This window comes from Streptomyces enissocaesilis (assembly GCF_039533765.1).
In the GTDB taxonomy this organism is placed as follows: domain Bacteria; phylum Actinomycetota; class Actinomycetes; order Streptomycetales; family Streptomycetaceae; genus Streptomyces; species Streptomyces enissocaesilis.
Window position 1 is genome coordinate 1 of sequence record NZ_BAAAUD010000039.1, and the last position, 12,519, is coordinate 12,519.

General features: G+C 71.3%; 11 protein-coding genes and 1 pseudogene. 2 read left to right on the top strand and 10 right to left on the bottom strand.

Annotated elements, in window-relative coordinates:
• Positions 1–318 precede the first annotated feature (318 nt).
• Complete coding sequence (locus ABD374_RS18450) at positions 319–1,326, bottom strand: stage II sporulation protein M (protein WP_344496555.1); 1,008 nt, start codon at positions 1,324–1,326, stop codon at positions 319–321.
• A 134-nt stretch (positions 1,327–1,460) separates the two neighbouring features.
• On the opposite strand from ABD374_RS18450, the gene ABD374_RS18455 reads away from it, so the two are divergent.
• Complete coding sequence (locus ABD374_RS18455; RefSeq protein WP_344496557.1) at positions 1,461–2,384, top strand: RDD family protein; 924 nt, start codon at positions 1,461–1,463, stop codon at positions 2,382–2,384.
• A 412-nt stretch (positions 2,385–2,796) separates the two neighbouring features.
• Here ABD374_RS18455 and ABD374_RS34670 read toward each other — a convergent pair.
• The 3 genes and pseudogenes from ABD374_RS34670 to ahcY all read right to left on the bottom strand — a co-directional run.
• A pseudogene (locus ABD374_RS34670) lies at positions 2,797–2,917 on the bottom strand (IS5/IS1182 family transposase); the annotation flags it as partial.
• Between the two features lie 275 nt (positions 2,918–3,192).
• Complete coding sequence (locus ABD374_RS18460; RefSeq protein ID WP_344496559.1) at positions 3,193–3,807, bottom strand: hypothetical protein; 615 nt, start codon at positions 3,805–3,807, stop codon at positions 3,193–3,195.
• 103 nt (positions 3,808–3,910) lie between these two features.
• A complete protein-coding gene (ahcY, locus tag ABD374_RS18465; RefSeq protein ID WP_344496561.1) occupies positions 3,911–5,368 on the bottom strand; it encodes an adenosylhomocysteinase in 1,458 nt (485 codons plus the stop codon).
• A 373-nt stretch (positions 5,369–5,741) separates the two neighbouring features.
• On the opposite strand from ahcY, the gene ABD374_RS34675 reads away from it, so the two are divergent.
• Complete coding sequence (locus ABD374_RS34675; protein WP_425577265.1) at positions 5,742–6,287, top strand: PTS fructose transporter subunit IIB; 546 nt, start codon at positions 5,742–5,744, stop codon at positions 6,285–6,287.
• A 90-nt stretch (positions 6,288–6,377) separates the two neighbouring features.
• Here ABD374_RS34675 and ABD374_RS18475 read toward each other — a convergent pair whose 3' ends face one another.
• From ABD374_RS18475 to ABD374_RS18500, 6 genes are all read right to left on the bottom strand, one after another.
• Entirely contained in the window at positions 6,378–7,346 is a 969-nt protein-coding gene (locus ABD374_RS18475) for a cation diffusion facilitator family transporter (RefSeq protein ID WP_344496563.1), read from the bottom strand.
• Between the two features lie 97 nt (positions 7,347–7,443).
• Positions 7,444–8,610, bottom strand: a complete 1,167-nt coding sequence (gene manA, locus ABD374_RS18480; protein WP_344496565.1) for a mannose-6-phosphate isomerase, class I — start codon at positions 8,608–8,610, stop codon at positions 7,444–7,446.
• Between the two features lie 80 nt (positions 8,611–8,690).
• A complete protein-coding gene (locus ABD374_RS18485; protein WP_344496567.1) occupies positions 8,691–9,824 on the bottom strand; it encodes an SIS domain-containing protein in 1,134 nt (377 codons plus the stop codon).
• Between the two features lie 79 nt (positions 9,825–9,903).
• Entirely contained in the window at positions 9,904–10,086 is a 183-nt protein-coding gene (locus ABD374_RS18490) for a Trm112 family protein (RefSeq protein WP_344496569.1), read from the bottom strand.
• A gap of 332 nt (positions 10,087–10,418) precedes the next feature.
• On the bottom strand, positions 10,419–11,786 hold the full coding sequence (locus ABD374_RS18495; RefSeq protein WP_344496571.1) for a phosphomannomutase/phosphoglucomutase: 1,368 nt from the start codon (positions 11,784–11,786) through the stop codon (positions 10,419–10,421).
• 69 nt (positions 11,787–11,855) lie between these two features.
• On the bottom strand, positions 11,856–12,233 hold the full coding sequence (locus ABD374_RS18500) for a DUF3499 domain-containing protein (RefSeq protein ID WP_344496573.1): 378 nt from the start codon (positions 12,231–12,233) through the stop codon (positions 11,856–11,858).
• Positions 12,234–12,519 lie beyond the last annotated feature (286 nt).

Here is a 12,519-nt window from a genome sequence, read left to right on the forward strand (position 1 = left end):
CGTGTTCCCGACTCTATCAGACACTTTCGTGTCCGACTTCCCCGGTCGCCTTCCAGTTCCCCGCTTCCGCGTTTCCCTTTCCGGCGATTCCGACTTTATCAGAAGCATTTCTACCGAGCTAATCGGCTTCGTGATTCGGATAAGAATCGAAGGACTCTTCGGGATTTAATTCCCTGAGGAGTCGTATAGACGTTAACCGTTGCCAGTGAGTATGTCCAACTCGTTGCAACTGTTTGAATCTACCTCCCCACACCGACTGTGTCAACAGTCCTTGCGGGGCAGACAGGACACTAGCAGGTCAGGCAGGTCGTCCGCACATCACGCGGCGGTCGGGAGCTCCGCGCTGCGGTCGGCCGGGTCGACGTCCCCCTGGTCTCCTGCTCGGGCTGCTCGGCCGCCCAGGATGTAGACGTACGCGAGGAATGCCAGCTCGGCGGCGATGCCGATGGCGATGCGGGCCCAGGTGGGCATGCCCGACGGCGTGACGAAACCTTCGATCAGGCCGGAGACGAAGAGGACCAGGGCCAGGCCGAGGGCCATGCCCAGGGCGGCGCGGCCTTCTTGGGCCAGGGCCGTGCGGCGGGGGCGGGGGCCCGGGTCGATCAGGGTCCAGCCGAGGCGCAGGCCGGTACCGGCGGCTACGAAGACTGCGGTGAGTTCGAGCAGGCCGTGCGGGACGACCAGGCCCAGGAAGACATCGAGACGGCCGGCCGAGGACATCAGACCGATGCCGACACCGAGGTTCAGCATGTTGAGGAAGAGGATCCAGAGCACCGGGAAGCAGAGGAAGGCGCCCAGGACCAGGCACATGGCTGCTGCCTGGGCGTTGTTCGTCCAGACCTGGGCGGCGAAGGAGGCTGCCGGGTTGCTGGAGTAGTACGTCTCGTACTGGCCACCGGGGCGGGTCATGTCGCGGAGTTCCGCGGGGGCCGCGATGGCCGACTGGACCTCGGGGTGCGTGCTGATCCACCAGCCGATCACGGCGGCCACGGCGATGGAGAGCACGGCTGCGGGGACCCACCAGTGGCGGGTGCGGTAGATGGCGGCGGGGAATCCGGCGGTCAGGAAGCGGGTCGCGTCGCGCCAGGACGCGCGGCGGGTGCCGGTCACGGTGGCACGGGCGCGGGCCACGAGCTGGGTGAGGCGCGCGGTGAGGGCGGGGTCGGGGGCGCTGGACTGGATCAGTGAGAGGTGGGTGGCCGTGTGCTGGTAGAGGGCGACCAGTTCGTCGGCCTCGGCGCCGGTCAGGCGGCGGCCGCGGCGCAGGAGGTGGTCCAGTCGGTCCCACTCTGCGTGGTGGGCGGTGACAAAGACGTCGAGGTCCATGATCGGCTGCTGCTCCAGGCCCTGGGTCCGTACGGTCCGTACTGCGCGGCGCGCGCTGCGGGCCAGCTTGGCAGACTGGAGATGCGAGGGGCAGGGAAGGGCGGCGGCCGTGGGTGGCGGAGGGTGGGTTTCCGGTGAGTGAGCTTGTTACGGGTGACGCGGTTGTACTGGGGTTGCGGCCGGCGAGACTGCCGAGCCGGGCGCTTGCTCTGGCGATCGACATGGCAGTGGTGTGGACGGTTTACCTGAGTGTGTCGGTGGGACTGGTGATAGCCACTGCCTCGCTCGACGAGGCGGCCGGTATGGCAATCTCGGTGGCGTCTTTTCTGTTGGTGCTGGTCGGGGCCCCGATAGCGGTGGAGACGCTCACCCATGGGCGGTCGCTGGGGAAGATGGCCTGCGGGCTGCGGGTGGTGCGGGACGACGGGGGGCCGATCCGGTTCCGGCATGCCCTGGTTCGGGGGGCGGTGGGGGTCGTGGAGATCCTGATGACCTTTGGGGTTGTCGCGTGCATTGCTTCGCTCGTGTCCGAGCGGGGGCGGCGGGTCGGGGATGTCTTCGCCGGGACTCTCGTCGTACGGGAGCGGGTGTCCGCGGGGCGGGTGGGCGTGGTGCCGCCTCCGCCGCCGTGGCTCGTGGGGCGGTTCGCCGGGCTGGATCTGTCCGGCGTGCCGGACGGGTTGTGGCTTGCGGTACGGCAGTACCTGACGCGGATGGGGCAGTTGGATCCCCAGGTGAGCGCGTCCATGGCTGAGCGGTTGGCCGGGGACCTCGCGGTGCGTACGGGGGCGCCGGCGCCGCGGGAGGTGCCGGCGGCCGCTTACCTCGCGGCCGTGATGAACGAGCGGCAGGTTCGGGACGCGCGGCGGGTGCTGATGGGGGCGGGTGCCTCCGGTGGGGTCGCGCCGGGGGGCGGGGCGAGTGCGGTGGTGGATGTGGATGCTGTGCGGGTGGCTGCGCCGGATGCCGGACACAAGGGTGCTGGGGCGGGGCGGGTGGAGGTGCCGTCGTCCGGTGCCGGTGCCGGTGCCGGTACGGGGTTCGCGCCGCCCGGTTAGAACTTCTGAGGCGATGCGCTCGGATCAGCCGCTGCCTCGGTGAGGTGGAGGTCGTCGATACGGCCTTGCTGCCCGGGCTGGAGGAGCGGGCGGACCCGGCGTGGATGAGGGCCGATGGGGCGTACGAGGGAAGCCACTGCCTGTGGTCTGCGCGGTGGAACAGCCTGTCCCACCGTCCGGGTGTTCCGCGTCGGCTGCGGTGCGAGCTGCTGTTCACGCTGTGTACGGGAGAGCGCGTGATGAGCCTGCTGGACATGCTTCCCGATGCCTTCGCCCCGCTGCCGAGGGTGACCTCGCGCGAAGAAGGCATGCGGGTCAGCCGGCTTCTGGACTGCGTCCCGGCGGTCGGGGAGTGGCTGTTGCGGGGAGGCGAGGGCTCACCGGGCCGGTTGGACAGGCGGAGCGGGCAGGTCAGCGAGTACGCGAGCCGCAGGAAGGCTTCGTGGATGTCGTCGCGGATCTCCCGGCGGGTCCGGAGGCGACGGCATCAGGAGAGGGGCGAAGGCGCGCTCGGTGGCCCAGCGCTGGGTGCCGGGTGACGTCGTTGCGGTTGCCGTCGGCGTGGCGGCGAGCGGGATGCCGGTGGCATCGGTGATCAGGTGATGCGTGCTGCTCGTCCCGTCCCGGCCGACGGGCTTCGTCCCGTCTTGAGGTGACCTTTGACGGTCGGGCCGGATGTGAGAGGTGCCCCCCACTGCCCGGGAGGAGTCAGGGAGAAGTCCAGGGCGTTCGCGCGGCGAGGCCTGGTGGCGGGGAGGACCTGCCGAAGCCGGGCCGCCCTGCCCCCGGATCCACAGGGTGCTGGTTGTCAGGGGAAGGCCGAAGGTGGGGTTTCCAGGTGCTCCAGCTCGATGCCGGGGGCGGAGAGGACCACGTCGCCCGCGATGTGGATCTGGTGCTGCTCGCCGGTCTCCAGTGCGTTGACCTGGTATTCGTCCACCATCAGGGGGCCGTTGTCAGTGGCATGCGCTTCACTCCTCAGCAAGGCCCAGGACTGGTCGGTCGTACGGGGGGCCAGGACCGGGTCGGTGAAGGCGACGAGGCGGACGCGGGTGGCGGGGGAACCGGGGGTGAGGCGCAGGAGACGGGTGGTGGCGATGAGAAAAGCGGGGGAAGTGCCGGTGAAGGCGTGGGCGGGGACGTTGCCTTCGGTGGCGTGAGTGCCGGTCGGGTCGGTACGGACCCAGGTGACGCCGTCGATGGCCGCGCCGCGGATCTGCCAGCTCGCGGCGTGCAGTTCGAGGCGGATGGGGCGGCCGAGTTCGTCGACGGCCAGGTCGACGGAGCCGGCGTGATCGCCGGAGGGGGTGGTGATCTGGGAGACGTAACGCCAGCCGGAGGGGCCGGGCGCGCAGTGGAAGTGTTCTTCGCCGAGGGGGGTGCGGTCGTGGGGATCGTGGAGTGAGTATCGGCCTCGGGGCATGGGTCTGTCCGGTTCTTCGGGTCCGACACGGGGCAGGCCCCCCGGCACGGGGGTGCGGGGGGCCTGCCTGACAGCTACTGCTGGTGAGTGCTGGGCGTATGGCTCAGTAGCGGTAGTGGTCGGACTTGAACGGGCCCTCGACCGGGACGCCGATGTAGGCGGCCTGCTCGGGGCGGAGGGTCGTGAGCTTGACGCCGAGGGCGTCGAGGTGGAGGCGGGCGACCTTCTCGTCGAGGTGCTTGGGCAGCACGTAGACGTCGGTCGGGTACTCCTCGGGCTTGGTGAACAGCTCGATCTGGGCCAGGGTCTGGTCCGCGAAGGAGTTGGACATCACGAACGAGGGGTGGCCGGTCGCGTTGCCCAGGTTCAGCAGGCGGCCCTCGGACAGGACGATGATGACCTTGCCGTCGGGGAACGTCCAGGTGTGGACCTGCGGCTTGACCTCGTCCTTGACGATGCCGGGGATGGCGGCGAGGCCGGCCATGTCGATCTCGTTGTCGAAGTGACCGATGTTGCCGACGATCGCCTGGTGCTTCATCTTGGCCATGTCCGCGGCCATGATGATGTCCTTGTTGCCGGTCGTGGTGACGAAGATGTCGGCGATGGAGACGACCTCGTCGAGCGTCGTGACCTGGTAGCCGTCCATGGCCGCCTGGAGCGCGCAGATCGGGTCGATCTCGGTGATGATCACGCGGGCGCCCTGGCCGCGCAGGGACTCGGCGCAGCCCTTGCCCACGTCGCCGTAGCCGCAGACGACGGCGACCTTGCCGCCGATCAGGACGTCGGTGGCACGGTTGATGCCGTCGATCAGGGAGTGGCGGCAGCCGTACTTGTTGTCGAACTTCGACTTCGTCACGGCGTCGTTCACGTTGATCGCCGGGAAGAGGAGGGTGCCGTCGCGGTGCATCTCGTACAGGCGGTGGACACCGGTGGTGGTCTCCTCGGTGACACCGCGGATCTCCGAGGACAGCTGGGTCCACTTCTGCGGGTTCTCACCGAGGGTCCGGTTGAGAAGCGTGAGGATGTAGGCGTACTCCTCGCTGTCCGCAGTGGAGGGGTCCGGAGCGGCGCCGGCCTTCTCGAACTCGACGCCCTTGTGGACGAGGAGAGTGGCGTCACCGCCGTCGTCGAGGATCATGTTCGGGCCGCCGGTGGGCGTGTTCGGCCAGGTCAGAGCCTGCTCCGTGCACCACCAGTACTCCTCCAGGGTCTCGCCCTTCCAGGCGAAGACCGGGACGCCGGCGGGGGCGTCCGGGGTGCCGTTCGGCCCGACCGCGATGGCGGCGGCGGCGTGGTCCTGGGTGGAGAAGATGTTGCAGGAGGCCCAGCGGACGTCGGCGCCGAGGGCGACCAGCGTCTCGATGAGGACGGCGGTCTGCACGGTCATGTGCAGGGAGCCGGTGATGCGGGCGCCGGCGAGCGGCTGGGCGGCGGCGTACTCCTCGCGGATGGACATCAGGCCGGGCATCTCGTGCTCGGCGAGAGTGATCTCCTTGCGGCCGAAGGCGGCGAGGGAGAGGTCGGCGACCTTGAAGTCCTGGCCGGTTGCGACAGTCGTCATGCGGGCTGCTCCTCGTGGCTGTGGGTCGAGGTGGGTACGGCTGACTCTGCGGCGGCGGGCACACGAGTGCCCGGGCGCTCGCAGCGCAGTCCGTCGGAGGCCCTCTCTCCCTCGGCCGGTCCACGGGACCGCCCGACCGCCATCAGCAGCGACGTCTGGTTAGGTCACGAATCTACACCGATCGGCCCAGTGAACCCCAGCCGCCCTGGTCAGGGCTGCGGGCGGGAGGCGGGGAGGAAGATCGGCCGGTACTGGGCTCCTCGGTCTTCTGACCCGGGTGTTCCCGTGTTGCGCGATGCCTGTTCGTCGGGGGCCCGCGCCCGACAGGGAGATTCACGTGACGAGTCCGGCCGGCTCCCCAGGAGGTGGAGACATGAGCGGGCAGAAGAAGCCGAAGCTGCTCGCGGTCAGCGCCTGCCCCACCGGGATCGCCCACACGTACACGGCGGCGGAGAAGCTGACGCAGGCCGCCGAGGGGCTCGGCGCCGACCTGGAGGTGGAGACGCAAGGTTCCATCGGGGCCGGGAACACCCTGTCCGACAACGGTGTCGGAGAGGCTGACGGCGTCATCATCGCGGCCGGCAGGAACGTCGACCGCAGCCGGTTCACCGGGAAGAGGGTGCCGGCGGCCGGGACGGCGTGTCGACGCCGGACGGCCGGCCGCTCGACGAGCCGTACGTCAAGGACGGCGATGCCGGCCGGGGGAATGGAGTTCGACGTCACGGTGCCCGGGGGGCGGATGTTCGTACCCGGGGGCGACCGGGGGACCCGTGGGATTCGCGGTTCTTCCCCGACGAGCAGTCCGGCACGGTCGGCGTCGTGCCGTTCTCGGCCGGGGCCGGGCTGGGCGTGGCCGCGCCGGCCGTACGGCGGAGTGCGGCGGCCGTCGCGCCGCCGCACCGGTCCCCGCCGCCCCTGACGCAGGCAGCGAGAAGGCCCCCGCCGGTGGACGGCGGGGGCCTTCCTCGTGAGGCGCAGAGGCGTACGAGGAGTGGAAGGCGTACGGAGGTCAGTGACCGGCCGGGCCGCCCGGTGTGCTCGCCGGGTTCTCGCCCGCCGCTGCCGCCGTCTCGCTGTAGATGTCCGGCTCCAGGTAGATCACGCGGGCGATCGGGACCGCCGCGCGGATGCGGTCCTCCGCCGTGTTGATCGCGTGGGCGATCTCGGCGGCCGTGTCGTCGTGCTGGACCGCGATCTTGGCGGCGACCAGCAGTTCCTCGGGGCCGAGGTGGAGCGTACGCATGTGGATGACGCGGGTGACCGTCTCACCGTCGACGAGAGCGGTCTTGATCTTCTCCACGTCCTCCGTGCCTGCCGCCTCGCCGAGGAGGAGGGACTTGGTCTCGGCCGCCAGGACGATCGCGATGATGATCAGCAGGATGCCGATGCAGAGGGTGCCGATGCCGTCCCAGACGCCCTCGCCCGTGACGATGGCCAGGCTGACGCCGACGAGCGCCAGGATCAGGCCGACCAGCGCGCCGAGGTCCTCCAGGAGGACGACCGGCAGCTCGGGGGCCTTGGCGCGGCGGATGAAGTCCTTCCAGGACAGGTTGCCGCGCGTCTGGTTCGACTCCTTGATGGCCGTACGGAAGGAGAAGGACTCCGCGATGATCGCGAAGACGAGGACTCCGACCGGCCAGTACCAGGCCTCGATCTCGTGTGGGTGCTTGATCTTCTCGTAGCCCTCGTAGATGGCGAACATGCCACCGACGGAGAACAGCACGATGGAGACCAGGAAGGCGTAGATGTAACGCTCGCGTCCGTAGCCGAAGGGGTGCTGGGGGGTCGCCTCGCGCTTGGCTTTCTTTCCGCCGAGCAGCAGCAGGCCCTGGTTGCCCGAGTCGGCGAGCGAGTGCACGCTCTCCGCGAGCATCGAGGACGAGCCACTGAAGAGGAACGCCACAAACTTGGCTACTGCGATCGCGAGGTTGGCGACGAGTGCCGCCACGATCGCCTTGGTTCCGCCTGACGCACTCATGGGTGCCGGATGTCCCTTCCTAGGTTCCGCGGCCCTGGCGCCGCCGTACGGCCGGTCATTGTTGCAGCTTGCCGCGGAAGCCTGCGCGGACGGTACGTCAGGCGACGACTGTGGCACGGAAGAGGGTGCCCGTACCGGACAATCGGGCCGATTCTCCTGCGGGTACGAAGGCCGACTCTCCCGGTGCGAGGGTGAGTGCGCCGGCGCTGACCCGGCCGGCCGTGCAGAGCAGGATCTGCGGGGTGGCGGACGGGAGGGTGCGGGGGGCGGCGCCCGGCGCCAGGACGTGGCGCGAGAGGCGGAACTCGTCGATCGGGGTGTCGTACAGCTCCTCGCCGTCGGGGGACGACGCCTCGGGGCGCAGGATGCCGGGGTCGCCGGCCTCGAAGCGGACGATGCGCAGGAGTTCGGGGACGTCCACGTGCTTGGGGGTCAGGCCGCAGCGCAGGACGTTGTCCGAGTTCGCCATGATCTCGACGCCGAGGCCGCTGAGGTACGCGTGCGGGACGCCGGCGCCGAGGAAGAGGGCCTCACCGGGCTGCAGCCGTACGTGGTTGAGCAGCATGGCGGCGATGACGCCCGGGTCGCCGGGGTAGTGGTGCGCGAGACCGGCGTACGGGGCGTACGCGCCGCCCAGGCGCTCGGCGGCGGCCGCGGCCGCCGTGACGGTCGCGGCCGTCTCGGTGCGGTCCGCGGTCAGTACGGCGGTGAGGACCTCGCGGAGCGCGGCCTCCTCGGGGTGGGCGTGGAGGAGGTCGACGTACGGCTTGAGGGAGTCGACTTCGAGCGCGGCGAGCGTGTCGGCCGACTCGGCGGGGGCGCGGAAGCCGCAGAGGCCCTCGAAGGGGGTGAGGGCGCAGATCAGCTCGGGCTTGTGGTTGGCGTCCTTGTAGGTGCGGTGCGGGGCGTCGAGGGGGACGCCCCGGGCCTCCTCGGCGGCGTAGCCCTCCCTGGCCCGGGCCAGGTCCGGGTGGACCTGGAGGGAGAGGGGGGCGCCGGCCGCGAGGATCTTGAGGAGGAAGGGGAGGCGGGGGCCGAACTTCCGCACCGCGGCCTCGCCCAGTTCGGCTTCGGGGGCGGCTTCGATGACCGCCGAGAGGGGCTGTTCGCCCGTGCCGCGGTCGACGAGGGAGGGTGCTCCGGGGTGGGCGCCCATCCACATCTCGGCCTGGGGCTCGCCGGTGGGGGCGGTGCCGAGCAGGTCCGGGATGGCTGTCGTGGAGCCCCAGGCGTAGGGGCGCACGGTGTTCGAGAGGCGGTCCATGGGGCGTTCCCTGGTGTGGTGGCTCTGGTACCGGCCGGCCTCGGGGGAGGTGGCAGGTGGCGTCGGTCAGGTGCTGGTCCTCATGATCGCCCTGCGGAAGCGAGCGCCAGGTAAACGGCGGCGAAATCCGTGATGGCGAGCAGTTCGGCGAGGTTCTCCAGCTCGCCGCCCTCCTCCGGTTCGATCTCGCTGATGGCCGTGTCGTGGCTGAGCGCGAGCTCGCGGGCGGCCGGGGCCGCGGACATTCCACCGGTCGGGCGGTCCCGGAGGAGCACCACGCGTGCGTGCAGCGCCTGCGCTTCGTCGACGCGGTCGCGGAAGAAGTCCTCGGGGTCGGCGCCCGCGGCGAAGGTCCCGGCGAGCAGTACGCCGTGGGTCGGCAGGGCCTCCGGAAGCTCGGCGGCGAGGGCGGGGCGGCCGGCCAGCTCGGCGAGCACGGCGGAGAACCGGCGGCCCACGGGGCCGGCGCACGCGCCCTCCGTCCAGATGAGCGGCAGCGAGTCGGCGAGCTCGGACGCGAGTGTCTTGGCCGGGTTGCCGTACATCGCGACGGCCGGGCCGCAGCGTTCCGCGGTGCGGTCGAGACGGTCGGCCACGAGCCGGAGGGTGTCCGGGGGCGCGGTGACCAGGCCGAGGCGGTCGAAGAGGACGAGGAGGGGCGTGAGGAGTGCCCAGAGCGCGCCGGGGCCGGTGGCGTCGCCCTCGTCGTACTCCTCGTAGGGCGCCGTCGCCATCGGTACGACCATGCCGTGTACGCCGCCGACGGACTCGCTCAGCGGGGAACGCTGCGGGGCCACGGCGACGACCGTGCAGCCGCGGCGGTACGCCTGCTCGGCGAGGAGCGCGAGGCCGGGCTCGGCGCCGTCCGGGGTGACGAGGAGGAGAAGGTCGACGGAGCCCGCCCAGCCCGGGAGCGCCCAGCGCAGGGCGCCGGCGGCGGGGGCGACTCCGGTGGAGTGCAGCCGGGCGACCGGGCAGGAGGCGCCGGCGAAGGTGGCCAGCAGGTCGGCCACGCCGTTCGCGGCGGTGCCGGGGCCCGCGATCAGTACGGCGCGGGGGCGGCCCTCCGACTTGATCTCCGCGAGGCCGGCCTCGGTGGCGTGCCGTGCGGCGGTGCGTACGCGTGCGCCCGCCTCCGCGGCGCCGCGGAGCAGGCCGCGGTGATCGGCACGGGCCAGGGACTCCGGGTCGTCCAGCAACGACTCGTCGAGCATGGTGCGGGCCTCCGATCGCCGGGCGCGTGGCGTGTGGCCCTGCGCGAGGTGGTGGGTGGGGCGTCAGGCGGGGCGGGGATCAGGCGGGGCGGCGGGCCTCGTCGACGAGAAGGACCGGGATGCCGTCCCGTACCGGGTAGGCCAGGCCGCAGTCCTCGCTGGTGCAGATCAGCTCGGGGGTGTCCGCGGCGGACGCGTCGTCGAGGGGCGCGCGGCAGGCGGGGCAGGCGAGGATCTCCAGAAGGCCGGCTTCGAGCGGCATGGGGCGGGTCCCTTCGAACATGCGGATACGGCTATGGATCGGGCCAGGTCAGCCTACCGCCGGGGCGGGGGCGGCGCGGTCCGGCGAGGCGGTCGGCGTGGACGTGGCGGTGCTCCTCGGGCCCTCGGGTCCTCCATTGCCCGGTTCCTCCGTTCCCCGCTGCCGACCGGGCGGGTGGTGCAGAGGGGGCGCGGGTGGCGGGGCGGGGCGGGCGGGGCCGCCGCACGGGGCGCTCCCCTGCCCGCCCCTTCCCGAACCCGGGGGCGGGCCCCGGGCCCCCTCTGCCCCCGATCGCCGGACGGGATCGAGGTGGGCGCGCCGGGGCCGGAAGGCTAGGCGCGGATCAGCGCCAGGGCGTCGTCCCGGGTCTTCGCCATGGTGGGCTCGTCCCTCGCCTCCACGTTCAGGCGCAGCAGGGGCTCCGTGTTGGAGGGACGGAGGTTGAACCACCAGTCGGCGGCGGTGACCGTCAGTCCGTCGAGTTCGTCGATGGTGATTCCGTCGCGGCCGGTGTACGCCGTCTTGACCGCCGCCAGCCGGCCCGCCTGGTCGTCCACCGTCGAGTTGATCTCGCCGGAGCTCGCGTAGCGGTCGTACTGCGCGACCAGGCCGGACAGGGTGCCCTCCTGGCCGCCGAGGGCCGCCAGGACGTGGAGGGCGGCCAGCATGCCGGTGTCCGCGTTCCAGAAGTCCCGGAAGTAGTAGTGCGCCGAGTGCTCGCCGCCGAAGATCGCGCCGGTGCGGGCCATCTCCTCCTTGATGAAGGAGTGTCCGACACGGGTACGGACCGGGGTGCCGCCGTTCTCCTTGACGACCTCCGGGACGGACCACGACGTGATCAGGTTGTGGATGACCGTGCCCTTGCCGCCGTTGCGCGCCAGTTCGCGCGCGGCGACCAGCGCCGTGATCGCGGACGGGGAGATGCCCTCGCCGCGCTCGTCGACGACGAAGCAGCGGTCCGCGTCGCCGTCGAAGGCCAGGCCGAGGTCGGCGCCGGTCTCGCGGACCTTCGCCTGGAGGTCGACGATGTTCTTCGGGTCGAGCGGGTTGGCCTCGTGGTTCGGGAACGTGCCGTCCAGCTCGAAGTAGAGGGGGACGACCGTGAGGGGCAGGGAGGCGAAGACCGTGGGGACCGTGTGGCCGCCCATGCCGTTGCCCGCGTCGACCACGACCTTCAGGGGGCGCATCGAGGCCAGGTCGACCAGGGAGAGGAGATGGGCCGCGTAGTCCGTCAGCGTGTCACGCCGGGTGATGGTTCCGGTCCTGGTGGCGGGGGGCGTCCGGGGGGCGTCCGCCGACCACTCCTCCACCAGCGCGCGGATCTCCGCGAGACCCGTGTCCTGGCCCACCGGAGCCGCTCCCGCCCGGCACATCTTGATGCCGTTGTACTGCGCGGGGTTGTGCGAGGCCGTGAACATCGCGCCCGGCAGACCGAATTGCCCGGACGCGAAGTACAGCTGGTCGGTCGAGCAGAGCCCGATCTCCGTCACGTCCACCCCGCGCGCCGCCGCCCCGCGCGCGAACGCCCGCGAGAGCCCCGGCGACGAGGGCCGCATGTCGTGCCCGGTGACGATCGCCTCGGCATTGGTCACCTGCGCGAAGGCGGCTCCGAACAGCTCGGCCAGTGACTCGTCCCACTGGTCGGGGACCACTCCGCGCACGTCGTACGCCTTGACGATCTGCGACAGATCAGCAGCCACGGCCAACCCTCCTGAAGTCCGGTTAGGACCCCCCAAGCTACCCGCAGGAGGTGGCGTCAGAAACGGGCCTCAGGAGTCGGGGGAGCGCAGGACCCGCAGATGGCCGCGGCGGGCGACCTCCATCGGGTCCGCGGTGCGCGCCCCGCCGCGGGCGTCCGCGGCGCGCTCGTGCGGCCTGGCGGCCTCACGTACGGCGTTGGCCAACGCTTCGAGATCGTCGCCGCTGGGGCGCGAGGGGGCGGCCGACCCGTCGACGAGCCGGAGAACTTCCCAGCCGCGTGGGGCGGTCAGCCGATCCGAGTGCTCGGCGCACAGGTCGTAACAGTGGGGCTCGGCATAGGTGGCGAGCGGGCCGAGGACTGCGGTCGAGTCCGCGTAGACGTACGTCAGTGTCGCGACGGCAGGGCGGCCGCACGCGGTGCGCGAACAGCGACGTACAGGGCTCACGAGGTTGGACGGTACCGCACTCTTGAGCGGGCCGCGACGACTCTCCCTCACGTCACTCCGCCGTGTCGCGTCTTCCACCGTGTCGCGACGGCCTCCCGAGCCACTGGTCTGACCTGCGCGGAGACCGCGACGAGGCGGTCGTGGCCCGGCCGTGACCGGTCGTCACTCGGGGCAAATGCCGTCAAGCGACGCGCGATCGACGGTCGCGCACCGGCGTGAAAACGAGCCCAACCTTGGCTGGAATGCTCAATATGCGACATGCCGTGTGCCGTCCCTCCGCCGCGAT

Excerpts from the sequence above, each read along its gene's own strand:
- ABD374_RS18490 (WP_344496569.1), bottom strand. The coding sequence starts at position 10,086 with ATGCCGCTCGAAGCCGGCCTTCTGGAGATCCTCGCCTGCCCCGCCTGC.
- ABD374_RS18475 (WP_344496563.1), bottom strand. The coding sequence starts at position 7,346 with ATGAGTGCGTCAGGCGGAACCAAGGCGATCGTGGCGGCACTCGTCGCC.
- manA (WP_344496565.1), bottom strand. The coding sequence starts at position 8,610 with ATGGACCGCCTCTCGAACACCGTGCGCCCCTACGCCTGGGGCTCCACG.
- ahcY (WP_344496561.1), bottom strand. The coding sequence starts at position 5,368 with ATGACGACTGTCGCAACCGGCCAGGACTTCAAGGTCGCCGACCTCTCC.
- ABD374_RS18460 (WP_344496559.1), bottom strand. The coding sequence starts at position 3,807 with ATGCCCCGAGGCCGATACTCACTCCACGATCCCCACGACCGCACCCCC.
- ABD374_RS18450 (WP_344496555.1), bottom strand. The coding sequence starts at position 1,326 with ATGGACCTCGACGTCTTTGTCACCGCCCACCACGCAGAGTGGGACCGA.
- ABD374_RS18485 (WP_344496567.1), bottom strand. The coding sequence starts at position 9,824 with ATGCTCGACGAGTCGTTGCTGGACGACCCGGAGTCCCTGGCCCGTGCC.
- ABD374_RS34675 (WP_425577265.1), top strand. The coding sequence starts at position 5,742 with ATGAGCGGGCAGAAGAAGCCGAAGCTGCTCGCGGTCAGCGCCTGCCCC.